Source organism: Paraburkholderia aromaticivorans (assembly GCF_012689525.1).
GTDB lineage: Bacteria > Pseudomonadota > Gammaproteobacteria > Burkholderiales > Burkholderiaceae > Paraburkholderia > Paraburkholderia aromaticivorans_A.
Genome location: NZ_CP051515.1, coordinates 2,044,856 through 2,068,764, shown reverse-complemented (window position 1 = coordinate 2,068,764; position 23,909 = coordinate 2,044,856). Strand labels below are relative to the sequence as shown.

Sequence of the window (23,909 nt, the reverse complement as noted above, 5' to 3'; positions counted from 1 at the left end):
TGCGCCGTGCGTCAGGGCCGCTCGCCGTGAATATAGAACTCGAGTTGCTGAATGGTGAACTGCTGTTCGGCGATGATGTTCTTCACCAGATCGCCGATCGATACCATGCCGACCAGCCGGTCATTCTCGATCACCGGCAAGTGGCGCATACGCCGCTCCGTCATGAGGGCCATGCAGTCGTCGGTGGTCTGGTCCGGGCGCACGAAGCGCACGGCCTTGCTCATGATGTCACGCACCGGCGTGGCCTTCGACGAACGGTCCATCAGCACGACCTTGCGCGCGTAGTCGCGCTCCGTGACGATTCCGGCGATGCTATCACCGTCCGTCACGACCAGCGCGCCGATGCCCTTTTCGGCCATCAGCTTGATTGCCTCATAGACTGAGTCGTCGGCCCCGACAGTAAAAACGGTGGTGTTGTTCGGTTTCGTTTTAAGAAGTTGTGCAACGCTTGTCATGGAGCGGCTCCGTTTCGCAGTGCAGCACGCCGGCGCGGCGCGCTGTCGTGAGGGACAGGCGATTCCAGTATAGGCGTGACGCGCCACGGAGGTACTGCGGGAATACCTGGGGCGCGCGTTCCGTTTAACTCGGGTAGCGGCGCGCCACGGCGGCGGTTCCGTGCTGCATGCAAGGGCATACAGGTGCGGGACGCCGATTAGCGGTAAACTCCCAGTCCGTACCTTATTCCCGGTTTGATCGGGTTCATGTCAGCACCACTGTCTAACGCCATGCTCACGTCTCACGATCCGTTGCCCGCAGTAGACGGCGCACCCAACGGCGAATGCGTCATTCTCGACGCTACCGCCACGCTTCCCACGCGCTACGGCACGTTCACTTCCTACGTGTTCCGCGTGTGCGAAAGCGGCGCCGAACATCTCGCGCTCGTGATGGGCGACGTCGCCAACCAGTCGTCCGTGTTGACGCGCCTGCATTCCGAGTGCCTCACCGGCGACGTGCTCGGCTCGTACCGCTGCGACTGCGGCGAGCAGCTCGACCTCGCGCTGCGCTACATCGCGGCGGAAGGCTGCGGCGTGCTGCTGTACCTGCGCGGGCACGAAGGGCGCGGCATCGGCCTGTCGAACAAGATTCGCGCATATGCGCTGCAGGAGCAAGGGCGCGACACCGTGGAGGCCAATCTCGATCTCGGCTTGCCGGACGACTCACGCGAATACGACTCGGCCGCGGGCATTCTGCGCACGCTGAAGGTCACCTCGGTGCGTCTGATGAGCAACAATCCGGAGAAGTTCGACACGCTGTCCAAGCACGGCATTCCGGTGTGCGAGCGGGTCGCGCTGGCGATTCCGATGCGCGAGGAAAACGAGCGCTATATCCGCACCAAGCAGGTGAAGTTCGGTCACTACTTCGACGAAAACGAATGAACCACGCGCATGCACCGGCCGCTGTGTGTGAATGGCGGCCGGCGCTGTAGCGGCGGATTCGTCAATATCTTGCGCCCGGCATGCCGGGCGCTTTGCTTTGTGCCTTCGCTATATCGAAGCGCCGCGGATCAGAACAGGCTGAAGTCGTCGTTGCTGTCGGGAATGGCGTTGAGCACGTCCCGCAGCGCGCGCCAGCCGAACCATCCCACAAGACTCGCGGATATCGCCAGCCAGCGACGCGCACGCGTGCTCATGCGCGTCGACTGCGTTCGATGTTGTTGAGGCGCGAGCTTGCGCGCGTCGATCGATGCGCGTAGCAAAGGGCAGGTATGCATGCAGTCTCTCCTCTTCAGCGCTCTTTAGCGAGCGATGCCGCTGGCAGTTGCCGCGGCCGCGGCCACGCGCGGCAGAATCGCCGCCAATACTTCCGCTAGCTTGGTCACGCCGAAGCGCCGTTCGCTGATGTCCGCTTCGACATCGATACGACCCGCGTTGTGCGCGTCGTAGAGATCGGTGATCAAACGCGCATGGTGTTCGCCGAGCCCCGCGCCTTGCAGCATCGCGGCCCATTCGCCGCGCGGCGCTTCGCGTGCGACGACGGCACGGCCCGCCAGTTCGCTGATCGTGCGCGCCACGTCCAGTGCGCTGATGCGCTCGTCGCTTTCGATGCTCACCACGCGCGGCGAGACCGGTTGCACTCCATCGTCGAGCAACAGCTCAGCGGCGAGCACGCCCACGTCCTGTGCGGCGACGGTCGGAAAGCGCTTGCGCAACGGATGATGCAGACTCGGCAGCGCGCCGCTCGCGAGCGCGATCGGCAGCACGCGCGCCCAGTTGTGCATATGTTCGGCGGCGCGCAGAAACGTCAACTGCGAATCGACCGTTCGCAGTTGCGTTTCAAGCTCGTGAAACAGCGTGGTGATGCCCGTTCCGGCCGGATGTTCCGCGCCGTAGTCGGAGAGCGCGAGGATGCGCGGCGGCGGATCGGCACGCAATGCCGCGACGCTCACGTCGATCATGCGCCGCATCGCCTGCGCGGGATCGGCGTGCCCATGCGGCAGCGGACATAGCAGTTGCACGGCATGCGCGCCTTCGATGGCGCGTGCCACCGTCGCGGCGTCGAGCAGATCGGCGACGACGATTTCGCAGCCGAGCCCGGCGAGGAATTCGCCCTGTTGCTTATCGCGGACGACCGCACGCACGTTGCGGCCCGCCCGGCGCAATGCCGCCGCGCTTAATTTGCCGACATTGCCGGCAGCTCCAAAAATCACGAACACGTTGCGCTCCTGGTTGGCTCGGTATGGCCTCATCTTAGGGACGCAGCGGCGGGAAAGCGCGCGGGCAAGGATCGCGCCGCGCAGATTCGGATGACGGTTTTACTTGCCGCGCCGCAGCAGAAGCGTTGAATCCCGTAGAGTCGAGCGAAGCCACGCAAAACGTCGCACAATGCACACTCACTCGCCGTCATCCACGAGGGAAGCAATGAATGCAGTGACACCCATACCGCAACCGCATAGCGGTTCCCGCCTCACGTTGCGTTCGAGCAGGTTGCTCGGCTGGCAGGGCTTCGGCGCGGAACTGGTCAACGTGTCGGCCGGGCTGCACCGTATTCCCGCGTTCAAGTATCACCGGGTGGGCGTGCATGTCGGCGCGCCGGTCAGGGCGCGCTGCCTGTGCAACGAGCGCCGCCACTCACGAATCCAGGCGCATGGTGACGCCGACGTAATTCCCGCCGGCCTCGACGGGCAGTGGAGCGACGAAGCCGCCTGCACGATTTTCAGCGTGTGGATCAGCGAGGCGTTTGCGCAGCGGACCGTCGAGCAACTGTCGTTGAAATCGGGCGATGCGCAATTGCGTCCGCAATTCCAGATGCGCGATCCGCGCTTTCAGCATCTCGCGTGGGCCTTGCGCGCCGAACTCGAAGCGGACGAGACATCCGATCCGCTTTACGCCGAAAGCCTGTGTACGGCGATGGTGGTGCGCTTGATCGGCGGTGCGCCGAGGCTCGATAACAAGCGGCGCACGCTCGCGCCGAAAACGGCCGCGCGCGTGATCGAGTTCATCGAAGCGCATCTGGACCAGCGTCTCACGCTAAGCGAACTGGCCGCGCTCGTCGAGTTGAGCGTACCGCATTTCAAGGTGCTGTTTCGAGAGACGCTCGGCATGCCAGTGCATCAATACGTGGTGCAGCGGCGCGTGGAGCGCGCGCGAACGATGCTGCTGCAAGGCAAGTTCAACGCGAGTCAGATCGCGCTCGATACGGGCTTCGCGCATCAGAGTCACATGGCGCATTGGATGGGCCGCTTGTTGGGCGTGACGCCGCGCGAGCTGATCAGATCAAGTGCGAATGCGGGCAGTATTGTCGAGTTCGATGCGAGCCAAGTCCGCCGCATTGCTACATCGCGATAACGTCCGAAATGCACGCTGGACGCAAGCGCGCGCAGAAATCGGCCGGCTCGCTCGACACGCTGCATGCACGGACCACGCAAACACGCGGGTCCGAAACAGCGCAACGCGCCGTCTAGCTGAGGCCAGCCGACGCTGCGCAAAACGTAGTGGCCGCCAGCGATCAACCCGGCGCCGCGCCCGTCAACTGCGAATAAACGTCATGCGACAGTTGCAGCAGCTGCTTGCGCTCGATTCCGCCCGACACCGCATAGCCGAAGTCGCCGTCGATCCAGTAGAACACGTTCACCGGGCCGTCCTGATACAGCTTGAACGCGGTCGTGTTCGAATTCTGCTGGCGACGCGAAATGCACAGCGTGACCCGCTCGCCGTTCGGCCCGCGATACATGAACTGCGCGGTCGGTCCATCGGCGCCGGGCAGCAGGCGTCCGCCCGAGAGATTGAAGCCGCTCTTCGAGAGAATCGGCGGATGCACGTTGGTGCCGAGCCGGTTGGAGAGCCACTGCACGAAATCCTGCTCGTGGTCGTCGGTGCTCAGCTCGGTCGGCCGGTCGACGGCGGGCATGTAGACCACATGCGCCACCGCCGCCTGCCGTGCGAACATTTCCGAGCTGTCCGCGCTGACAGGGCGCGTGTCCGAGTGGCCGCCCGCGACCGGCGCGATCACGTCCTGTCCCATATGCGTGCCCACGCCGATACCCACGCCCATCACCAGCGCCGCCGCCATCCCGGCGAATTGCGGCCAGTTGGCGGCAATCCGCCAGCGGCGCGGGGCGGGCGCTTGCAGGCGCTTCGGCACGGGCTCGTTCAGCACGCGGTCGTAGCGCTCATGAAACATGCTGTTCAGCGAAAAATAATCGCTGACGCGCGCGGCCAGGTCGGGGTTCTGTTCGAGCGCGCGCTCCACATCGGCACGGCGTTCGTCGGACAGCGTGCCGTCCACGTACGCGTGCAGGTCTTCTTCGCCGATCGGCATAGTTTGGTCGCTCATCGCACCACCTGTAATTTTGCACCGGGCTGCGTGCCCGCCATCAACGCCCGCAAGCGTTCGCGTCCGCGCGACAGCCGCGACATCACCGTGCCGAGCGGAATGTTCAGCGCAAGCGCCACGTCGGCATAACTCATTTCCTCCAGGCCCACCAGCAGCACGACTTCGCGCTGCTCCATGGGCAGACGCTGCAACGCATAGTCGAGGTCGCGCATTTCCAGCGAGCGGGTCTGCTCGGAGGGCACGGCGAACTCGCTCTCGGGCACGCTTTCGTCGTCGACCGCCACGTGGACGGCGCGCGCCGACGCCTTGCGCGCCTGATTGGCGAACACGTTATGCATGATCGTAAACAGCCACGCGCGCAGGTCGGTGCCCGGCTGGAACATGCCGGTGCGGCCGAGCGCGCGCTCGAGCGTGTCCTGCACCAGATCGTCGGCAAGGTCGCGATTGTTGATCAGCGCTCGCGCGTAGCGCCGCAAACGCGGCACATGCTCCATCAACTCGTCACGGACATCCATTTTTTATCCCGATCGTGGGGTTTTCCGCGGGCAGGGAGGTGTCCTCCTGTCGCGCGAAAAGACGCATTTGAGATGCGAACACAGTTGCGTGCACTTTATTCCGCCGCAGTGTCTGAGATCGTGAATCGCGTGCTGGATTTATCACATCGTCATCGCATGGTCATCGCGTCGGCGGCTCGCATCAGGCCGTGGGTGCGGGCGTCGCCGGCAACCACGAAACGCTGCTGCTGCGCGGTCCACAGCAACAGGCGAATCTCGCCGATGCGTCTCGCGGACCACTGGGTCTGCGCCGGCGCGAACAGCGCCAGAGCCGAAAGCAGCACGACCGGTTGATTGTCGCCGTTCAGATAGATGAATTCGCTGACCCGCTGCAGTGGGCCCAGCGCCACCACTCGTTGGTCCACGAGACGCAATCCGATCGCCGAGAGATTCGGCGCGGACGGATCGACGCGCGTCGGCGACGCAGCCGAAACCTGCCCGGCGGCGCTTTCGGCGAGCGCCATTACCGCGGCGTTGTTCAGCGCCTGGGCGGACACCTGGGTCGCGGCGAGCCAGCCGCTTGCCACCGCCAACGTCAGCGCGAGCGCCGCCAGCGTGTTGACCCACTTCCGCGTGCGTTTTGACATGTTGATGCGCCCGACTGCGCGGCGCCACCCCTTGGCGCGGCCCGGCACGGGTTCGTCAGTTGTTTGAAAAGCCTGCTGGATCTGCGCGTTCAGCCTGCCGTAAAACGCCACCCGGCGCGCCTCCGCCGGATCCTTGCCCAGATAGTCCCGCAGAAACGCGGCGCGCTCCGGCGTCAACGTGCCGTCGGCGTAGGCCTGAATGTCCGCTTCGGAAAGCGGCGAATCGGAAGGGGCGTCAGTGGTCATGGTGTCGGCGTGCGTCGGAGTTCGGCTGTCGAGGGGCGAACACGCACACAGCCCAGTTTATTCCATATGTTCACACGCCAATTTCAACGCTGCCGGGGCGGCAAGAGCGCACTGTCATGCGCCCTTCACCGCGCCGCCGAAGCGCGAGCTAACCCGACTGTGTGACGGTTTATTCCCAGTTCCAACTATGTTTTTTCTCTCGCTTCGAGGCAGGAATAAAAACCGCGGACCTGTGGTTCTCCCTCATGCAAACCCGCACAAAACTCACTGGAGTTCATCATGAAGAAGATCGCTTTCGCCGCGTTGTCCATTGCTGTTCTCGCTGCTTCGTCGAGCGCTTTCGCTCAAGGCAAGACGCGTGCTGAGGTGTACCAGGAATTGATCCAGGCCCAGCAGAACGGCCTGAATTACGTCACCGATGCATCGTATCCCGACGTGAGCCCGGTGTTCGCGCAGCAGGTCGCGCAACACAAGGAAGCACTCGCCAAGGAAGCGGCGGCCACCAACCGCGTTGCAAGCCAGGACGCGCAGGCAGGCAGCGTCAATTGAAGTGCCGATACCCGGCGCGCAACTGGAACGGGCGCGCCGGATATCGAATGGAATAGATCGCTGCATCGTGTGTTAGCCCGGTAAGCGCATCTATCCGAGAGAGGAGTTTTCGTGGCAAAACCATCCGTTCCCAAGCCAGGGCCTGTCTGCGTGCCTTGCCGACTCGCCGCGATCGGCGCGACCGTGCTGGTGCTCGCCGGCGGCTTCGCTTACACGGCAGGCTGGGTGACGCCGGCAGGTCTGAGCGCACCGCGCATCATCAACACATTCGAAGCCGTGGCCGGTCAGCCGCATCCCGGTTATCGGCGCAATCATGCGAAGGGTCTGTGCATCGAAGGTTATTTCGACAGCAACGGCGATGGCGCGGTGCTGTCCAGCGCAGCGGTGTTCGCGGCCGGCCGCACGCCGGTCACGGGCCGCTTCGCGGTGCCCGGCGGCAACCCGTCCGCGCCGGATACCAGTTCGCCCGTGCGCAGCCTCGCGTTGCTGTTCCCGTTGCAAAACGGCGAGCAGTGGCGCACCGGGATGAATTCGACGCCGGTGTTCGCGGTGCACACGCCCGAGCAGTTCTATCAGCAACTGACCGCCGCGATGCCCGACCCGGCAACCGGCAAACCGGACCCCGCCAAACTCAAGGCGTTTTACGCCGCGAATCCCGAAACCCAGCCGTTTCAGGCGTGGGTGAAGGCGCATCCGCCTTCGTCGAGTCTGGCGAATGCCGCGTACTACAGCATCAACGCATTCCGTTTTACCGACGGCGCCGGCAATACGCGCGCGGTGCGCTGGGCGATGGTGCCGGAGACGCCGTATGCGCCGATCACGGACGCCGAAAAAGCCAGCAAGAATTTCCTCGAAGCCGACCTCGATCAGCGCCTGCAAAACGGACCCTTACGCTGGCATCTCATTCTGACCGTCGCGAAACCCGGCGACCCCACCGACGACGCCACGCTGCAATGGCCCGACGATCGTCAACATATCGACGCGGGCACGCTCGTGATCGATCACACGACGTCGCAGGCAAACGGCACGTGCCGCGACGTCAACTTCGATCCGACGATCCTGCCTTCGGGCATCAAGCCATCGGACGATCCCTTGCTCGCCGCCCGTTCGGCGGCGTATGCGCTGTCGTACAAGCGCCGCACACGCGAGGAAGCCTTGCGCCCGGCGGTTCATCAAGTCCAGACAAACGGAGATCACTCATGAGGCCGACGCGCACCCATTTCAGTCCACTCGCGCGCCTGTTGCATTGGACGATGGCGCCCTTGATCATCGCGATGCTGTTCATCGGCGTGGGCATGGTCGCCACCGTCTCTCGCGCGCACAACACGCTGATCGCGATTCACCGGCCGCTCGGCATTGCGTTGCTGCTGCTGGTGGTGCTGCGCGTGGGCGTGCGCATCACACGCGGCAGCCCGCCGTTGCCCGACGATATGCCCACGCCGCAGCGCTTCGCGGCGAAGGCCTCGCATCTGGTGCTGTATGTGTTGATGGCGGCAATGCCGCTGATCGGCTGGGCGATGCTGTCCGCTGCGGGTTATCCGGTCACGCTCTATGGTCCGCTGCATTTGCCGCCGATCGCGCCGCATAACGTCGAGCTGTTCGCGTTGCTGCGCGCATTGCACACGTGGCTCGCATTCGCGTTGTTCGCCACCGTGCTGCTGCATCTCGCGGCCGCGTTGTTTCATGGGCTGATCCGACGCGACGGCGTGTTTTCAAGCATGGCGCGCGGCGAGCGTTAGTGCCTCTTTAGCGCTTCACGCGTTCCGAACGCGGATCGTAAGGCGCCTTCAGATGCAGCGTTGCCGGCAGCAGTTCGCCGGCGACGTCGATCGCATAGCTGCCGCTGTTCAGATACGCGACATCCGCTGCGCCGTCGGGATTGTTCACGTAGCCCATTGCCACCGGACAGCCGAGCGTGTGGCCGAACGCCGCCGAACTCACGAAGCCCACCGGCTTGCCGTCGCGCAGAATCGCTTCGCCGCCCCATAGCATGCGATCCACGGCGCCGTCGGCGGTCAGCACGACCATGCGTCTGCGCAGCGGTTCGGCGCGCAATGTCAGCAGCGCGTCGCGGCCGCGAAACGCAATGTCCTTGTCGAGCTTGCAGGCGAACGACAGACTCGCTTCGAACGGGTTCGTATCCGGCGTGAGCTCACGGCCCCATGCGCGATAACCTTTCTCGATGCGCAAGGAGTCGATCGCGTAGTAGCCCGCGTTGACGAGGCCGAACGCTTTGCCCGCTGCATGCAGCGTCTCGTACACGCCGACCGCGAATTCCACCGGCACGTAAAGTTCCCAACCGAGTTCGCCGACGTAGGTGAGGCGCGTGGCTCGCACCGTCGCGTAGCCGAGATCGACCTCGCGGCTCTGGCCGAAGCCGAACGCTTCGTTGCTCCAATCCGCTTTCGACACGCTTTGCAGCAGTTCGCGCGAACGTGGGCCCATCACGGCGAGCACGGCATATTGGCCGGTGACGTCGACGAGCATGCAGTGTTTGTCGTGCGGAATGGCCTTTTCGATGGTGTCGAAGTCGCGCGTGGTTTGCGCGGTGCCGGTGACGAGCAGGTATTGATCGTCGGCGAGGCGCGTGAGCGTGAAGTCCGATTCATAGCCGCCGCGCTCGTTGAGCATGGCGGTGTAGACGGTGCTGCCGGTCGGCACGTCCACGTCGTTGGCGACGATGCCTTGCAGCACGCTTTGCGCGTCGCGTCCCTTGACGAGAAATTTGGAGAACGACGTCATGTCGAACAGCGCGACGCCTTCGCGGCACGCGCGGTGTTCGGCGCCGCTCCAGGGCAACCAGTTCTGCTGGCCAAAGGCGTAGTCGATCTTGGCCTCTGCCGGCGAAGGCGCGAAAAAGTTGGCGCGCTCCCAGCCCATCTTGCTGCCGAAACACGCGCCTTCGTCACGCAGCAGCGAATACAGCGGTGATCGGCGAAACGGCCGCGCGCTGTCGAGTTCGCGATTCGGCCACGGCATGGCGTAATGCAGGCCGAGCGTTTCCTTCACGCGATCGTGCAGCCACGTGTCGTTGCCGTTGAAGCGCGCGAAGCGGCGAATATCGACCGGCCACAGATCCATGGTCGGCTCGCCCGCGACGATCCATTCCGCGAGCGCCATGCCGGCGCCGCCCGCCGACGCGATCCCCATCGAATTGAAACCCGCGCCGACGAAAAAGCGCCGTAGTTCGGGCGCTTCGCCCAGCATGAAGTTGTTGTCCGGCGTGAACGATTCAGGGCCGTTATAGAACTGCCGCACCTGCGCCGTCTCGAGAGCGGGCACGCGCTGCAGCGCGTTTTCCATCAGGATTTCGAACTGATCCCAATCGTCCGGCAGCAGTTGAAACTCGAAATTCTCGGGGATGCCGTTCATGCCCCACGGTTTCGCATCCGGCTCGAAGCCGCCCATCACGAGGCCGCCCACTTCTTCCTTGAAGTAGATGAAGCCGTCCGGGTCGCGCATCACCGGCAGATCCGGATGCACGCCGGCAATCCGTTCCGTGACGATGTAGTAGTGCTCGGCCGAATGCAGCGGCACGGTCACGCCGCACAGACGCCCGACGGCTTTGGCCCACTGGCCCGCGCAATTCACGACGATGTCCGCGCCGAGTGTGCCTTCCTCGCCGTCCTTGTAGCGCCACGCGAGACCGCTGACTTCGCGCGCGCCGCTCGACTTGCCGTCTTGCGCGCTGCGCGTGTGGATCGCCGTGACGCGGGTGTTTTCGACGATGCGCGCGCCGCGCTGACGGGCGCCGCGGGCTAGAGCCTGGGTCAGATCGGTGGGATTCGCCTTGCCGTCGCCGGGCAGCCAGACGGCGCCGAGCAGGTCGTCGGTGCGCATGACCGGCCACAGGTCGCCGGCTTCGCGCGGGCCGATCACGTCGCAGGCCACGCCGTAAGCGCGCGCGACGGCGGCGGTGCGTTTGAGTTGCGTCATCCGCTCGGCCGTGCGCGCGACCGAGAGTGAGCCGCATTGCTTCCAGCCGGTGGCGAGGCCGGTATCGGCTTCGAGTTCGGCGTACAGCGCGGTCGAATAGCGGATCAGCTTCGTCATGCTCTCCTGGGCGCGCAACTGGCCGACGAGCCCGGCCGCATGCCAGGTCGTGCCGCACGACAACTGGCCCTGTTCGAGCAAGACCACATCGGTCCAGCCCAGTTTCGTCAGATGATAGGCGACCGAGCAGCCGATGATCCCGCCGCCGACGATGACGACGCGAGCGTGGGTGGGAATGAATGTGGACATGTGTGGAAATGCGTGGATGAAGTGTGTGTAGGTTGCCGCAAAAAGACACAGAATGCAACGGACATGCAGCCCTGTTGTGATTGCGGCGGCGTCATGCGGTGGTCACATGATCATGTTTCAGAATGAGGCAGTCCCACCGCAGCCATGTTTCAGAAGAAGAGGACTCGCCGCGACCACCACTAAAATGTGGTTTTAGTTGGAAACGTGTGGCTATCCAACCCGCCAAACCGTGTCTTTTGCTAGACTCCAATGAATCATCGCCCCCCCAATCCCCATGTTCTCCAACCAGCGCCAAGCCGAAATCCTGCGACTCGTCCGCGAGCAGCGCACCTGCACGATCACGGATCTCGCCAGCCGTTTCGACGTGTCCGACGAGACCATCCGCCGCAACATCAAGCCGCTCATCGCGGACGGCCTGCTGATCAAGGTTCACGGCGGCATCATGCTGCCCGAGCGTCTCGACGAGCCGCCGTTCCAGCGGCGCATGACGGCGAGCCTGGAGGGCAAGCGGGCAATCGGCGCGCGCATCGGCGAACTGGTGCGGGACGGCGATTCGCTGATCCTCGAGGGCGGCACGACCTGTCTGCATATTGCGCAGGCGCTCGCCGCCCGCTCGCGGCTCACGGTCGTGACCCCTTCCATCGAAGTCGCGCGCGTGCTGGCGCCGCGCAATGGCAACCGGGTGTTCATCGCGGGCGGCGAGTTGCGGCCGGACGATTGCGCCGCGGTCGGCGACAGCGTGCTGGCTTTCCTGCGGCAGTTTCACGTGCGCTACGCGATCGTCTCGGTCACCGCGATCGACATGCAGGGGCGTTTCATGGACGCACTGCCCGCCGATGCGGCGTTTTCGCAGGCGGCCTTCGCCCAGGCAGAACGGCGCATGGTTGCGGCGGATCACGCGAAATTCGGCCACAGCGCGCTGGTGCACGCGTTCGGCGCGGATGCGGTCGATCTGCTGGTGACGGATGAAGCACCGGCGCCCGCATTGGCTCAGGTGTTCGCGGCGGCGGGGGTGGATGTGGAGGTGGGCACACAACCCATTTCGTCCAACGCGTAAAATGGCCGGTTACCACAGGCAATCGATGCCGCACAGACATTCACCGGCCGGCGCCATCCGCGCTCTGTCGGGCTGATTCTGTCCGCGCGCTTGCCCAAGCCGGCTTGAATAGGATTGGACGCTGATGTCGTCAGTTTTCTTTGATCGGGAACGGATTGCAGAATGGCTCGGGGACCACACCGTCGCCAAGGCGCGCTCGGTCGGCGCCGTCACCAACGTGAAATGGAACGGCGCCACGCTCAGCGGCGATGTGCAGGGCACCCGGCCGCTTCCGTACAAGACGCGGGTACGGTTCCGTACCGATGGCGGTTCACCCTGGGCGCAGGGCGACTGCACGTGTCCGGTTGGCCGCAACTGCAAGCACGTCGCCGCGCTGCTGTTCGCCGAGCTCGAGTACCACGACGAGATGGACCATATCACCCAGGTCGAACTGGACAACGGTGAGACCGCGGGCGATCTGCCGCAGAAGCGGATTGCGCACATGGGGCACATGGGGCAACCGTCAGGCGTGCGGCCCGAACTGGTCAGTTGGCTCGAACGTTTTCGCGCCCGTGCCGAGGCCGCCGATGCCGACGCGCAGAAGGCGAGCGCGCCGCGCACGCAGACGCTCGCGTACCAGCTGAACTGGTCCAGCTTCCACAAGCGCCACGAGGTGGTGCTGTACCGCGCGCGCTGCAATGCTGCCGGCGCGGTCGTCTCAGTCGACGAAGCGTGGGGCAATGTGGAAGCGGCGCTCCTCAAGCAGCCGAAGTTCGTCTCCGACGAAGACCTGTCGATCCTGCGCGGCCTCTGGCTCGGCCGCTCCCGTGAAGACTTCGGCCAGTTCATTCTGCGCGGCACGAGCGGCGCGGAGATGCTGCAAAAACTGATCGCGACGGGGCGGCTGTTCTTCGACTTCAAGCCCGCGCCCGGCGAGGCCGGACCGGCCGCGCTGTCGCGCGGCGCCGACCGGCCCGGCCGGATCGAATGGGAACCGCTCGCCGACGAGCGTCTGCGGCCCGTGCTCTGCACCGAGCCGCGCGCCAGCATGGTGCTGCCGACCGAACCGGTCTGGTATGTGGACGGCGTTGCGAATGAGGCGGGCATCGTCCAGTCGTCGCTGCCATTCCAGCAGTTGCCCGATTACCTCGCCATGCCGCCGATCTCGCTCGCCGAAGCGCCGCTGGTCGCTTCGGTGCTGCGCGAGATCGCGCCCGAGTTGCCGCTGCCGCCCACGCACGACGCGTCCGCGATTCGCGTGATCGACGTCGATCCCGTGCCGGTGCTCTCGCTCAATAGTCACGCGCTGCCGTCGTCGACGAGCAAGGCGGGGCTGCGTCAATCCGCGGCGGTCGAGCTCGCCGGCGTGAGTTTCGATTACGACGGCGTGAGCATCAACGTGGACAGCAGCGTGACGCTCGTGCCGATGCCGGGCGGCGACGTCATTCACATACGGCGCCGTTACGAGGCCGAGAAAAAGCGTCTGCTCGAACTGCGCAAGACCGGTTTGCAGAAGGTGCCGACCAGCCGGGTTTACGCATCGCGCCTGCTGCCCGACACCATGCTCGGCTTGCCCGATGCCGAGGCGTGGTCCGCGTTCGTCAACGACGCGGTGCCGGAACTCGTGAGCAAAGGCTGGCGCGTGACGATGGCGCCCGAGTTCCGCTACAACGTGATCGAGATCGACGCGATCGAAGGCACCGCGCATCAGGCCGGCGACGGCTGGTTCGATCTGGAGATGGGCATCCGCATCGGCGAGCGCAACGTGCGGCTCGAACCGCTGCTCGCCGATCTGTTCCGGCGCGACCGGCGCTGGCTGGGCGGCGCGCTCGAAGCCATCGCCGACGATGAACCGATCGAGCTGAAGACCGAAGAGAACAAACGTCTGCGCTTGCGCGCCGATCGTTTGAAGCCGGTGGTGCGCGTGCTGGTCGATCTGTTCGACGCACTCGGCGGCTCGCTTGCGGACGGTGCGCCGCTGCGCGTGGCATCCGTCGATGCCGGCCGGCTGGAAGCGCTGAACGGCACGGGCCGCTGGCAGTTCCGCGGCGACGATTCGATCCGCCAACTCGCGCAGCGTCTGCAAGCCGGGCCGGGTCTGCGTGAAGTCCAGGTGCCGCGCGGGCTGAAGGCCGAACTGCGGACCTATCAGCACCAAGGCTTGAACTGGATGCAGTTTCTGCGCGAACAGAACCTCGCCGGCGTGCTCGCCGACGACATGGGGCTGGGCAAGACCGTGCAGACGCTCGCGCATATCCTCGTGGAAAAAGAAGCGGGGCGTCTGACACGGCCGGCGCTGATCGTCGTGCCGACCACGCTCGTGCACAACTGGCGCGAGGAAGCGCGCCGCTTCGCGCCCGAACTGAAAGTGCTGGTGCTTAACGGTCCGCAGCGCAAGGAGCGCTTCGAACAGATCGGCGAACACGAACTGATTCTGACCACGTATGCGCTGTTATGGCGCGATCAGAAGGTGCTCGCCGAGCATGAGTATCACCTGTTGATTCTCGACGAAGCGCAGTACGTGAAGAACGCCAGCACCAAAGCCGCGCAGGCGATTCGCGGGCTGCGCGCGCGGCATCGGCTGTGTTTGACGGGCACGCCGCTGGAGAATCATCTCGGCGAGCTGTGGTCGCAATTCGATTTTCTGTTGCCGGGTTTTCTCGGCAGCCAGAAAGACTTCACCAAACGCTGGCGCAATCCGATTGAGAAGAATGGCGACGGCGTGCGCCGCGCGTTGCTGGCGCGCCGCATCCGGCCGTTCATGCTGCGCCGTCGCAAGGACGAGGTCGCCAAGGAGTTGCCGGCCAAGACCACGATCCTGTGCTCGGTGGACCTGGAAGGCGCACAGCGCGATCTCTACGAAACCGTGCGCACGGCGATGCAGGAGAAAGTGCGCGCCGCCGTCAGCGCGCAGGGTCTCGCGCGCAGTCATATCATCGTGCTCGACGCATTGCTGAAGCTGCGCCAGGTGTGCTGCGATCCGCGACTCGTCAGAACGCTCAAGGCGGCCAGCGAGGCGGGGGACGTTCCGGAAAAACCTGACCGGATGGGTAAGGTGGAGAAGGGCGCACGCGCCATGCGTTCGGCCAAGCTCGATCTGCTTCTGTCGATGCTGCCGGAACTGATCGAGGAAGGGCGCCGCGTGTTGCTGTTCTCGCAGTTCACCGGCATGTTGTCGCTGATCGCGGAAGCGCTCAAAGAAGCCGCGATTCCCTACGTGGTTCTCACCGGCGACACGACGGATCGCGTCACGCCGGTCGAGCGTTTTCAGAAGGGCGAGGTGCCGCTGTTCCTGATCAGCCTGAAGGCGGGCGGCGTCGGCCTGAACCTGACCGCCGCCGACACCGTGATCCACTACGATCCATGGTGGAACCCTGCCGCCGAGAATCAGGCGACCGATCGCGCGCATCGGCTGGGGCAGGACAAGCCGGTGTTCGTCTACAAGCTGATCGCGGCGGGCAGCATCGAGGAAAAGATCGTTGAGTTGCAGGAGCAGAAGGCCGGGCTCGCCGACAGCATTCTTTCCGAAGACGCCGCCGGCGCCGCCAAATTCTCGGACGACGATCTCGACGCGCTGTTCGCGCCGATGCCCGAAATCGAAGGCGGCCGGTAGGAACCGGCAATCCAGAAAACCATCTTGAAACGTCCGGCGCGCATGCCGCGCCGCGCGACGTCGCGCCCGTTCGCGGGCGCTCAAATATCTCCAGATTCGATGCTGCCGTGAGCGCAAACGTGACAAATCGTCAAGGAACGCTCTGTTCCCGGCGATGCCGTCAACGCTTTGTCCTGACACTCGTTGAACACGCGACCGTGAAGCGGTCAGTCAACGCAGTTCGTTAAGGAAATACCGTCCATGAAGAAGCACATTTTCGCCGTTACGGTCGCGGGTCTGTTCTCGATCGGCGCATTCGCCCAGGCATCCACGCCGGTCGACGCATCGTCGCAAGCAGGCGTGGCTACGCAGGAAGCCTCGGCGTCGGCTGCGAAGCATCACCACAAGAAGAAGCATCACAAGCACGCGCATCGCCATCAGGCGGCGTCGGCTGTTGGCGGCGCGCAAGCCGCTTCGTCGAATGACGACGCGGCGCCGGTCAAGCCGTAAGCATCGCCCGACGATGTGAAGATGCGGGCCGGCGTAGGTCGCCGGCCCGGTTCGATTTACCCGGATCTCCCCGATGAAAACCTGTTTGTCCCGCTATGCCAAATCGGGCTCTTCCATGCTGTTCGCGTGGCTGCTGGCCGCGTCCTTGACGAGTTGCGCGCTGCCCGCGCCGCCGGCACGTCCGACCCATGTTGACGAAGCACCGCCGCCCGCGCCTGCATCTTTGCCTGCACCGGTGCCGACTTTGCAAGTCCCTGCCGGTTTCTACCGCGTCAATCCCGGCGACACGCAGATCGGCGTCGCCAAGGCGTTCGGTCGCGAGCCTTCGGCGATCACGCAGTGGAACCACTTGTCGCCCGCGGACGGCCTGCGCGCCGGTCAGGTGCTGCGCGTAGCGCCACCGCTAGTTGCCGGCGCCTCGGCCGCAGCCAGCGCGCCATCGAATTCACTCGCGCAAGCGCGCGCAATCTTCGCGGATAGCCCGAGCGAGCCTGCGTCCGCAAAAGCACGACTCGCGTGGCCGGTGAGCGGTCTGGTGACCGCGCCGTTCGTATCGGGCAAGACGAAAGGGATCGTGGTGGGCGGGCGCGTCGGCGAACCGGTGCGGGCGGCGTCGGGCGGCCGGGTGGTCTACGCGGGCGGGCGCATTGCGGCGTACGGCAAGCTGATCATCCTCAAGCACGACGCCCATCTGTTGACGGCGTACGGCAACAACCGCGCGCTGCTCGTCAAGGAAGGCACGGACGTCAAGGCAGGCGAGGTGATCGCCGAAATGGGCGCGGACGACAAAGGCCAGGCGTCGCTGCGCTTCGAAGTGCGCGCGGACGGCAAACCCGTCGATCCGCTCGAGTACCTCCCGAAACGCCAGTAACGCGGCGCGCTCGCGGCCTCGCCGCTCATCTGTAGTGACCTTGAACTCGAACGCGACGCGGAGCCTGCTGCAGGCAGTGCGTCGCGCGACGTGATGCCTATGACTTTCTATTTACATTGCTTTGCGGCGGGCCGGCGCACGTCCGCAGTCTTGCCAGTCTTGCTGCTCGGCGCGCTGCTCGCGCTGGCCGGATGTGCACAACCGGGCACCGGTCGCGATTCGCTGAGCGGCAGTGCTGCCGCCGCACGCAACGGGCAAAGTGCAACACAGGACGCGGCGCAAACCGGCGACATCGACGCATCGCGCGCATCAGACACCGCGAGTGACGAGCCGCCGCCCAATCCAGTGGCGAACGACGATGCCGCATCGTCCACGCCCGCCTGCGCATGCGGCAACACGCTCCGGCAAACCGGTATGGCGAGTTGGTACGGCAAGCAGTTCAACGGACGCCGCACCGCGAGCGGCGAGCGCTACGACATGCACGCGTTCACCGCGGCGCATCGCACCTTGCCGTTGGGCGCATGCGTACGGGTGACGGCGCTCGGCGGCGCGCGCTCGGTGATCGTTCGCATCAACGATCGTGGGCCGTTCGTGCGCGGACGGATCATCGATCTGTCGTATGCCGCCGCGCAGGCGCTCGGCTTCGGTTCGGCAGGTAAAGCGCAGGTCACGGTGGAACGCGTCGCGACGGCACGCCGCTGCCTGGAAGCCGCCGCCTGACGCCGACTGTGACTACGAAAGAGTGAAGGCCGAACATGTGGCCGATTGATTAAAGGCTGCCGTCATACTCCGACAACCGCGTCGACTGTAACAAAATCTCTGCGTATGTAAATTCCCGGTTGCGGACGTTTCAATTCATACGATTTTCAGCGCATATGGCGCAAGGTTTCCCTCCCGCGCGGATTACGTCCTACGTAATAACTACCTCGCTGTCAGTTACAAAAGCAGTTCTTTCATCTTGAGGTCGATTTTCTGACAGGCTAATTTGACTTCACTCGTGCGGCTGGACCCCTGCGAGCGTGTGATGTTTTGAGCGGCGTCGGCTTCGGATTGAGGCCACGCCGCATTTTTTGTCCGGATCGCGAGCCTCGCGGTTTAACAATCTTTAAACGATTTATTTTGAGACTGTTCCTATACTGACTCGCAAATTGTCAAATCACCACGAGCTGAATGCAGGACGCGGCCTGGAAAGACAACGGCGAACGGGCCATTCACCGTGCGAGCGAGATCAGCCGACCCGAACTACGACTCGTGCGGTCGATACCAATAAATGGCGTCGCATAGCCGGATCGGATAGCGGCTTAATCGCATTCGGAAAACAGCGGCCGTTTTTCGATTATGATGGCCTTCCCCCTCGATACCTCACGCCATAAAGCGAATCGCGTGTCTTCCTATCGAGACGGCGGCGGCAGGCCTGAACAGGGCGCAAGGCAAAGGACCACTCGTCGAAAAATGTGCAGCCGAAGATGAAATTGGAAGCCGGATCGTCGGCGCTCACGCCGTCATCCCGGTCATCTGCCGGCTAGCCGGCCACCAGTTACGAAGGATGTCGCGTTGCGGGGTTTTATGAGAATTGCTGTCCTGGATGACGATTCGGCTCAGGCCGACCTTGTTTGCCAAACGCTGTCGGCGGCGGGCCATATCTGTCACGCGTACGGTGCGGGCCGCGAACTGGTGCGGCAGTTGCGGCGCCAGACGTTCGATCTGCTGGTGCTCGACTGGAACGTGCCCGACATGTCGGGCGAAGAGGTGCTGCGCTGGGTGCGCGAAAGCCTCTCGGAGCGCCTGCCGGTGCTGTTCATGACGAGCCGCGGCCGCGAAACCGACATCACGTCGATTCTCAACACAGGCGCGGACGACTATGTCGTCAAACCGGTGTCCGCCGCGGTCTTGCTGGCGCGCGTCGGCTCACTCTTGCGCCGCGCGTACCACCTCAAGCCGCCCGCGGCGAAGGAAGTCTTCGGCGAATTCGAATTCGATCTGGGCGCCAAGCACGTGGTGGTGCGCGGCACGACGGTCGCCGTCACGCAGAAGGAGTTCGAACTCGCGCTCCTGCTGTTCCAGCATCTGAGCCGGCCGCTGTCGCGTGCGCATATTCTCGACGTGATCTGGAAGCAGGCGACCGACATTCCGTCGCGCACCATGGACACCCACGTGTCGATGCTGCGCAGCAAGCTCGGTTTGCGCCCGGAGCAGGGCTATCGGCTGACGCCGATTTACGGCTATGGCTACCGGCTGGAGCGAATCGATTCCGCCGCGCCGCCGGCACCAGCCGGCGAACGCCCTGAAGCGGGGGAGGCGTGACGGTTTCCGTCGATGGGGCAGCGCGCGGCACCCTGGTTTCGCCGGGCCGCCGCAGTGGCGCATGGCTGGCGGCAGCCGGCCTGCTCGCGATGACCTGTTTCGCGCCGGTGTCGGCGTCCACACAATCGTCGCGCGCGCCGAAGCCACGTGCGAAAGCCGCCACGCCGGTATACGTCTCGTATCTGACCCACGAAGGCGACACGCTCTACGATATCGCCGGCCGCTATATGCGCGACCCGAATGATTGGGCCGTGCTGAGCCGCCTGAATCATGTGCCCGCGCCACGCCGCATGCCGGCCGGCATCGCCTTGCTTCTGCCCGCCGACAAGCTCAAACAGGAACAGGAATCGGCCCGCGTGATCGCGACCAGCGGACCGGCCGAGCACGCGTTCGGCAAGAACCCCTACGTGCCGCTCGCCGAAGGCACGACGCTCGGCGAAGGCGACCGCGTGCGCACCGGGGACAATGGTTTTGTGACGCTGGAATTGCCGGACGGCTCGCACGTCACGGTGGGGCAGAACGGCCTGCTGGATATCGGCACGCTGCGGCGCACCACGCTGACCGGCGCCGGCGATCGCATGCTCGAACTGCGCAACGGCGAAGTCGAAAGCCAGGTCACACACGCGACGAAAAAGGACGACCGCTTCCAGATCCGCTCGCCGTCGGTTGTGGCGGGCGTGCGCGGCACGCGCTTCAAGGTCGCCTACGACGGCGACGCGCGAACCACCGCGGTGGAAGTGCTGGACGGCGCAGTCGGCGTCGACCCGGCCGCGCTCGGCGGCCGTGCCTCGGCGCCGCTGCCCGGCGTGCCGCTGCAGGCCTCCGCGCTACTCGTGAAGGCGCGCTTCGGCAGTGTGACGCGGGCGGGCGGCACGATCGGCGGCCCGGTCGAATTGCTGCCCGCGTCGGCGCTCACTCAGCCGGCCAAGGTGCAGGACGGCAAAACGGTCGCTTTCGATCTCGTGCCGGCCGACCGTGCCGTGAGCTATCGCGTGCAGATCGCGCGCGACGCCGACCAACTCGACCTGATCCGCGACCAGCGCGTGAGCGAGCCACACGCGGATTTCGGCGACCTGGCCGACGGCACCTATTTCGTACGTATCGCCGCGATCGACGCCCACGGTCTCGAAGGCCTGCCGCAGGTGTACGCATTCGAACGCCGCCAGTTCGGATTGGCCGCGTCGGCGACGCAGCGGGCCGGCAGCCGCGACTATGAATTCCGCTGGTTCGTCAGCCGCGCCACGGTCGAGACACGCTTCCGTTTCGTGCTGGCGACCACCGCCGATCTGCGACATCCGCTCGTGGATCGCACCGATCTGTCGGGCGGTCAACTGGTCGTGAGCGATCTGCCCGCCGGCGTCTATTACTGGACGATCGTCGCCGAGCAGTTCGAGAACGACCGCTTCTATGAAAAGAGCAGCGCGGTGCGCTCGTTTACGCTTGCGCGCTGACGCTGGTAGATTCACGGGGCTGAGCCACGCATCCGCCCGCTTTCTGGCTTCGAACCAAGCAACCCTTTGCCGACCACACCTACGCGCCTGAGCCTCGATCCGCGCGCCCGTCTCGGACGGCGCGCCGGCCGCCGCTTCCTGATCGAATGGGTGGGCATCGGCTGTCTCGGCCTCGTGGTGATTCTGCTCAGTTCGCTCGGCCGTTTGAGTGCGAGCGTCGATCAACTGGTCTACGACCGCTTTCTGAGCCTGCATGCGCCTCCTTTGTTGCGCGATATCGTGGTGGTCGAAATCGACAATGCGAGCATCGCGCAACTCGGCCGCTGGCCGTGGCCGCGCAGTGTTCACGCGAAGCTGCTCGAACAGATCGCCAGCGCAAAGCCCGCCGCGGTGATCTACGACGTGCTGTTCACCGAAGCCAATCCGCAAGACGCCGAACTCGCCCGTGCCATCGCGCTGAGTCCGACCTATTTGCCGGTATTGCTCACCGCGCCCGATGAGCGCGGGCGCCGCGTCGTGGTCGAACCGGTGGCGCCGCTCGCGCATGCGGCGGCGGGGCTCGGCCATATCGATCTCGAAGTCGACAGTGACGGCATCGTGCGCAGCGTCGCGCGGTACGAGGACGACGCCGATTCGCGCTGGCCGCAATTGATGGTGCCGGTCGCCCAGGCGGTGGAGCACGGCTCGCTCCATCTGAACGGCGGGCAACGCAGCCACCCCTTGACCGAAGCCGCCGACGACGACGGCGGCGAAGGCCGTTTCCTGATCCCATTCGGTCCGAACGCGCAGAACTACACGAAGCTGAGTTTCGCGCGCGTGCTCGCCGGCGACGTGACGCCGGAGCAGTTGCGCGGCCGCATCGTGCTGATCGGCGTGACCGCGTCCGGCTTGTACGACCGCTTCGCGACGCCGGTGTCCGGCGAACTCGGTCCGCTGCCCGGCGTGTATATCCACGCAAACGTACTCGACACGCTGCTCACCGGCAGCGAGATCGAGCCGGTCTATCCGTGGATTCTGTTCGCGGTGTCGCTCGTGCCGCTTGCCGCGTTGCTGGCCGGATTTCTTGTACTGTCGCCGCGCCGTTCGTTGCTGCTGACCGGCGCACTGTGTCTGCTCGCGGCGGCCGGCAGCGCGGCGTTGCTGTACGGCGCGCGGCTCTGGATGTCGCCGGTGCCGGCGATCGTGGGTCTCGTGGCCGTCTATCCGATCTGGAACTGGCGGCGCCTCGAAATGACGATGGCCTATCTGCGCGGAGAACTGCAACGCCTCGCCGACGAACCCCATCTGCTGCCCGAAACGCCGCAGCGCCGCCGCGAGTTCGGCGGCGACGTGCTGGAGCAGCATATGGCGCTGATGGCGCAGGCCGCGCAACGCGTGCAGGACATGAAGCGTTTCGTGTGGGACAGCCTCGACAGCATGCCCGAGCCGATCCTCGTCAGCGACGTGCGCGGCGTCGTGCTGATCGCCAACCACGCCGCCAAGGCGCATTTCGCGCGCCTCGGCGCGCCGCTGCCCGAAGGCCGTTCGATGCAGGCCGTGCTGGGCGGACTGACGCTCGTGAAGACGATCGACACCGATGCGGCGTCGGATGCCGAAAACAATCTGCTCGCTCGGACGCATTGGCCGGCGCCGCTCGATCCGGCGCGCCACGATTTCGCCGCGCTGATGGCGCACGGCGTCGAGGTGCGCGACGCCCACGAGCGCGACCATTTGCTGCGCTACGCGAACTGCACCAACGAGCAGGGCGAGACCACCGGCTGGATCGCGGGCCTCGTCGACGTGTCGGCCTTGCATGCGGCCGAGCGTCAGCGGGAAGACGCGCTGCGGCTCCTCTCGCACGACATGCGTTCGCCGCAGGCGTCGATTCTCGCGCTGGTGGAGATCGAGCGTGCCCGGCGCGAGCCGGTACTCGCGCGCGGCTTGCTGGAGCGCATCGAACGCTACGCGCAGCGCGCGCTCACGCTGGCCGACGACTTCGTGCAACTGGCGCGCGCCGAATCGCAAACCTATGTGCTCGAACCGGTGAGCCTGGCCGAGTTGCTGATCGACGCGAGCGACGAAGTCTGGCCGCAGGCGCACGCCAAACGCATCAAGCTGCACGCGGAGACTGGCGCTGCCGACGCAGCCGACGACGGCCACTGGATCTGCGCCGACCGTTCGCTAATGACGCGCGCGCTCGTCAACATTCTGAACAACGCGGTCAAGTACAGTCCGCCGGATACGCGGATCGTGTGCAGCCTGGCGAGCCTGACGCCGAAGGGCGTGCCGGGCGCGGCCAGGCGTGTGTCGTGCACGATTCGCGATCAGGGCTACGGCATTCCGAAGGAGCAGCAGGCGGGGCTATTCGAGCGCTTCCGGCGGTTTCACGAAACCGAGCGGCCGGAAGTGGGCGGCGCGGGGCTCGGCATGGCCTTCGTCAAGACAGTCGTCACGCGCCATGGTGGCGATGTCGAGGTGGCCAGCGAGCCCGGCCAGGGCACGGCGTTTACGATCTGCCTGCCGGTGCTCGAAGACGCACAATCGGGCGCCTCCCTCACACCGCGCACATGACGTATGAACACGCACCTTATCGAAGCGAGAAGATGGTGAAAGCAATCCTGATCTGTGCCGCGCTGGCCGCGGCGAGTCTTACCGGTTGCGCGGGCCCGAGCGCCGATGTGCATACTGCCGATGCCGCGAACGCGGCCGCCGCGCTGCAAGGCGAACGGACTTACACGATCGCGCGCATGCCGTCGCAAGAGGCCAGCGCGGATCATCCGCAATTCGAACGCTTATTGGCGGAAGAGCTGACGAAGCAGGGCTTCGTTGAAACGACGGGGCAGCCCGCGCGTTATCTGCTCTCGGTTGCCTACGACACGCGGCCGGCGACGATCGGTGTCGGTGAAAAAGGCTGTACGTCGGGCGAGTGTGCCCGGCCGCCCGAAACACCGTTCTCGCTGTTCGGCGGTCCCGCGTACCAGCATGCGCTGACGCTGCGGTTTTTCGAGCGCGCGAGCGGACAGGAGGTCTACAAAGTCAGCGCGGTGAGCAGCGACCGCGACGCGGATCCGCTGCATGCCATGCCGACGCTCGTCAAAAGCGCGCTGGCCAGGATTCCCTTCGATGCGCCGCCCGATTGGCGCGTGAAATTGCGCGCCGACGAAACTGGCGGCGTGCCGGCAGTGATGTCGGTCAAGCCGCTTCAGCCGTAACGC

Annotated in this window: 21 protein-coding genes; 14 read left to right on the top strand and 7 right to left on the bottom strand. The window is 65.1% G+C overall.

The features are described 5' to 3' along the window. Nucleotides 1-11: 11 nt before the first annotated feature. Entirely contained in the window at nucleotides 12-455 is a 444-nt protein-coding gene (locus HF916_RS21080; protein WP_012426849.1) for a CBS domain-containing protein, read from the bottom strand. A 270-nt stretch (nucleotides 456-725) separates the two neighbouring features. On the opposite strand from HF916_RS21080, the gene ribA reads away from it, so the two are divergent. Further along, nucleotides 726-1,376 (top strand): GTP cyclohydrolase II, encoded by a 651-nt coding sequence (gene ribA / locus HF916_RS21075; RefSeq protein WP_168792096.1) that lies wholly within the window; start codon nucleotides 726-728, stop codon nucleotides 1,374-1,376. 128 nt (nucleotides 1,377-1,504) lie between these two features. Here ribA and HF916_RS21070 read toward each other — a convergent pair whose 3' ends face one another. Both HF916_RS21070 and HF916_RS21065 read right to left on the bottom strand, forming a co-directional pair. Continuing rightward, a complete protein-coding gene (locus tag HF916_RS21070; protein ID WP_168790763.1) occupies nucleotides 1,505-1,711 on the bottom strand; it encodes a hypothetical protein in 207 nt (68 codons plus the stop codon). A 24-nt stretch (nucleotides 1,712-1,735) separates the two neighbouring features. After that, nucleotides 1,736-2,653 carry an NAD(P)H-binding protein gene (locus HF916_RS21065; RefSeq protein ID WP_168790762.1) on the bottom strand — a complete coding sequence of 306 codons (918 nt, stop codon included), beginning with the start codon at nucleotides 2,651-2,653 and terminating at the stop codon, nucleotides 1,736-1,738. Between the two features lie 205 nt (nucleotides 2,654-2,858). On the opposite strand from HF916_RS21065, the gene HF916_RS21060 reads away from it, so the two are divergent. Continuing rightward, nucleotides 2,859-3,785 carry an AraC family transcriptional regulator gene (locus tag HF916_RS21060; protein WP_168790761.1) on the top strand — a complete coding sequence of 309 codons (927 nt, stop codon included), beginning with the start codon at nucleotides 2,859-2,861 and terminating at the stop codon, nucleotides 3,783-3,785. Between the two features lie 160 nt (nucleotides 3,786-3,945). Here the strand turns inward: HF916_RS21060 and HF916_RS21055 are convergent, their stop codons facing one another. The 3 genes from HF916_RS21055 to HF916_RS21045 all read right to left on the bottom strand — a co-directional run bounded on the left by HF916_RS21055 (nucleotide 3,946) and on the right by HF916_RS21045 (nucleotide 6,160). Then, complete coding sequence (locus HF916_RS21055) at nucleotides 3,946-4,773, bottom strand: anti-sigma factor family protein (RefSeq protein ID WP_168790760.1); 828 nt, start codon at nucleotides 4,771-4,773, stop codon at nucleotides 3,946-3,948. Then, on the bottom strand, nucleotides 4,770-5,288 hold the full coding sequence (locus tag HF916_RS21050) for a sigma-70 family RNA polymerase sigma factor (protein ID WP_168790759.1): 519 nt from the start codon (nucleotides 5,286-5,288) through the stop codon (nucleotides 4,770-4,772). The genes HF916_RS21055 and HF916_RS21050 overlap by 4 nt, the downstream gene beginning before the upstream one ends. Nucleotides 5,289-5,437: 149 nt before the next feature. Continuing rightward, the gene (locus HF916_RS21045) at nucleotides 5,438-6,160 is read right to left on the bottom strand and encodes an anti-sigma factor family protein (protein WP_168790758.1); all 723 of its coding nucleotides are present in this window, start codon (nucleotides 6,158-6,160) and stop codon (nucleotides 5,438-5,440) included. A 279-nt stretch (nucleotides 6,161-6,439) separates the two neighbouring features. On the opposite strand from HF916_RS21045, the gene HF916_RS21040 reads away from it, so the two are divergent. The 3 genes from HF916_RS21040 to HF916_RS21030 all read left to right on the top strand — a co-directional run bounded on the left by HF916_RS21040 (nucleotide 6,440) and on the right by HF916_RS21030 (nucleotide 8,448). Continuing rightward, on the top strand, nucleotides 6,440-6,709 hold the full coding sequence (locus HF916_RS21040; protein WP_168790757.1) for a DUF4148 domain-containing protein: 270 nt from the start codon (nucleotides 6,440-6,442) through the stop codon (nucleotides 6,707-6,709). Between the two features lie 111 nt (nucleotides 6,710-6,820). After that, a complete protein-coding gene (locus HF916_RS21035) occupies nucleotides 6,821-7,912 on the top strand; it encodes a catalase family peroxidase (RefSeq protein WP_168790756.1) in 1,092 nt (363 codons plus the stop codon). After that, on the top strand, nucleotides 7,909-8,448 hold the full coding sequence (locus HF916_RS21030) for a cytochrome b (protein WP_168790755.1): 540 nt from the start codon (nucleotides 7,909-7,911) through the stop codon (nucleotides 8,446-8,448). Before HF916_RS21035 ends, HF916_RS21030 begins: the two co-directional genes overlap by 4 nt. A gap of 7 nt (nucleotides 8,449-8,455) precedes the next feature. Here HF916_RS21030 and HF916_RS21025 read toward each other — a convergent pair whose 3' ends face one another. Further along, nucleotides 8,456-10,951: a GcvT family protein gene (locus tag HF916_RS21025; protein ID WP_168790754.1), complete on the bottom strand. Its 2,496-nt coding sequence runs from the start codon at nucleotides 10,949-10,951 to the stop codon at nucleotides 8,456-8,458. A gap of 274 nt (nucleotides 10,952-11,225) precedes the next feature. Here HF916_RS21025 and HF916_RS21020 point away from each other — a divergent pair, with 274 nt between their 5' ends. From HF916_RS21020 to HF916_RS20980, 9 genes are all read left to right on the top strand, one after another. Beyond that, nucleotides 11,226-12,008 carry a DeoR/GlpR family DNA-binding transcription regulator gene (locus HF916_RS21020; protein WP_168790753.1) on the top strand — a complete coding sequence of 261 codons (783 nt, stop codon included), beginning with the start codon at nucleotides 11,226-11,228 and terminating at the stop codon, nucleotides 12,006-12,008. A 124-nt stretch (nucleotides 12,009-12,132) separates the two neighbouring features. Beyond that, a complete protein-coding gene (locus tag HF916_RS21015; protein WP_168790752.1) occupies nucleotides 12,133-15,600 on the top strand; it encodes a DEAD/DEAH box helicase in 3,468 nt (1,155 codons plus the stop codon). A 240-nt stretch (nucleotides 15,601-15,840) separates the two neighbouring features. Next, complete coding sequence (locus HF916_RS21010) at nucleotides 15,841-16,089, top strand: hypothetical protein (RefSeq protein ID WP_168790751.1); 249 nt, start codon at nucleotides 15,841-15,843, stop codon at nucleotides 16,087-16,089. Between the two features lie 73 nt (nucleotides 16,090-16,162). Further along, nucleotides 16,163-16,960 carry a peptidoglycan DD-metalloendopeptidase family protein gene (locus tag HF916_RS21005; protein WP_168790750.1) on the top strand — a complete coding sequence of 266 codons (798 nt, stop codon included), beginning with the start codon at nucleotides 16,163-16,165 and terminating at the stop codon, nucleotides 16,958-16,960. Between the two features lie 99 nt (nucleotides 16,961-17,059). Next, nucleotides 17,060-17,680: a septal ring lytic transglycosylase RlpA family protein gene (locus HF916_RS21000; RefSeq protein WP_168790749.1), complete on the top strand. Its 621-nt coding sequence runs from the start codon at nucleotides 17,060-17,062 to the stop codon at nucleotides 17,678-17,680. Between the two features lie 846 nt (nucleotides 17,681-18,526). Then, nucleotides 18,527-19,264: a response regulator transcription factor gene (locus HF916_RS20995; RefSeq protein ID WP_168790748.1), complete on the top strand. Its 738-nt coding sequence runs from the start codon at nucleotides 18,527-18,529 to the stop codon at nucleotides 19,262-19,264. Further along, nucleotides 19,261-20,715: a FecR domain-containing protein gene (locus HF916_RS20990; protein ID WP_168790747.1), complete on the top strand. Its 1,455-nt coding sequence runs from the start codon at nucleotides 19,261-19,263 to the stop codon at nucleotides 20,713-20,715. Before HF916_RS20995 ends, HF916_RS20990 begins: the two co-directional genes overlap by 4 nt. A gap of 66 nt (nucleotides 20,716-20,781) precedes the next feature. Further along, nucleotides 20,782-23,265: a CHASE2 domain-containing protein gene (locus HF916_RS20985; RefSeq protein ID WP_168790746.1), complete on the top strand. Its 2,484-nt coding sequence runs from the start codon at nucleotides 20,782-20,784 to the stop codon at nucleotides 23,263-23,265. After that, complete coding sequence (locus HF916_RS20980) at nucleotides 23,262-23,906, top strand: DUF4136 domain-containing protein (RefSeq protein ID WP_168790745.1); 645 nt, start codon at nucleotides 23,262-23,264, stop codon at nucleotides 23,904-23,906. Before HF916_RS20985 ends, HF916_RS20980 begins: the two co-directional genes overlap by 4 nt. Nucleotides 23,907-23,909: the final 3 nt, after the last annotated feature.

What these genes read in the sequence shown, in the direction of transcription:
- HF916_RS21080 (WP_012426849.1), bottom strand. Translation starts at nt 455, where the DNA reads ATGACAAGCGTTGCACAACTTCTTAAAACGAAACCGAACAACACCACC.
- ribA (WP_168792096.1), top strand. Translation starts at nt 726, where the DNA reads ATGCTCACGTCTCACGATCCGTTGCCCGCAGTAGACGGCGCACCCAAC.
- HF916_RS21070 (WP_168790763.1), bottom strand. Translation starts at nt 1,711, where the DNA reads ATGCATACCTGCCCTTTGCTACGCGCATCGATCGACGCGCGCAAGCTC.
- HF916_RS21060 (WP_168790761.1), top strand. Translation starts at nt 2,859, where the DNA reads ATGAATGCAGTGACACCCATACCGCAACCGCATAGCGGTTCCCGCCTC.
- HF916_RS21055 (WP_168790760.1), bottom strand. Translation starts at nt 4,773, where the DNA reads ATGAGCGACCAAACTATGCCGATCGGCGAAGAAGACCTGCACGCGTAC.
- HF916_RS21050 (WP_168790759.1), bottom strand. Translation starts at nt 5,288, where the DNA reads ATGGATGTCCGTGACGAGTTGATGGAGCATGTGCCGCGTTTGCGGCGC.
- HF916_RS21045 (WP_168790758.1), bottom strand. Translation starts at nt 6,160, where the DNA reads ATGACCACTGACGCCCCTTCCGATTCGCCGCTTTCCGAAGCGGACATT.
- HF916_RS21040 (WP_168790757.1), top strand. Translation starts at nt 6,440, where the DNA reads ATGAAGAAGATCGCTTTCGCCGCGTTGTCCATTGCTGTTCTCGCTGCT.
- HF916_RS21030 (WP_168790755.1), top strand. Translation starts at nt 7,909, where the DNA reads ATGAGGCCGACGCGCACCCATTTCAGTCCACTCGCGCGCCTGTTGCAT.
- HF916_RS21025 (WP_168790754.1), bottom strand. Translation starts at nt 10,951, where the DNA reads ATGTCCACATTCATTCCCACCCACGCTCGCGTCGTCATCGTCGGCGGC.
- HF916_RS21020 (WP_168790753.1), top strand. Translation starts at nt 11,226, where the DNA reads ATGTTCTCCAACCAGCGCCAAGCCGAAATCCTGCGACTCGTCCGCGAG.
- HF916_RS21015 (WP_168790752.1), top strand. Translation starts at nt 12,133, where the DNA reads ATGTCGTCAGTTTTCTTTGATCGGGAACGGATTGCAGAATGGCTCGGG.
- HF916_RS21010 (WP_168790751.1), top strand. Translation starts at nt 15,841, where the DNA reads ATGAAGAAGCACATTTTCGCCGTTACGGTCGCGGGTCTGTTCTCGATC.
- HF916_RS21005 (WP_168790750.1), top strand. Translation starts at nt 16,163, where the DNA reads ATGAAAACCTGTTTGTCCCGCTATGCCAAATCGGGCTCTTCCATGCTG.
- HF916_RS21000 (WP_168790749.1), top strand. Translation starts at nt 17,060, where the DNA reads ATGACTTTCTATTTACATTGCTTTGCGGCGGGCCGGCGCACGTCCGCA.
- HF916_RS20995 (WP_168790748.1), top strand. Translation starts at nt 18,527, where the DNA reads ATGAGAATTGCTGTCCTGGATGACGATTCGGCTCAGGCCGACCTTGTT.
- HF916_RS20980 (WP_168790745.1), top strand. Translation starts at nt 23,262, where the DNA reads ATGACGTATGAACACGCACCTTATCGAAGCGAGAAGATGGTGAAAGCA.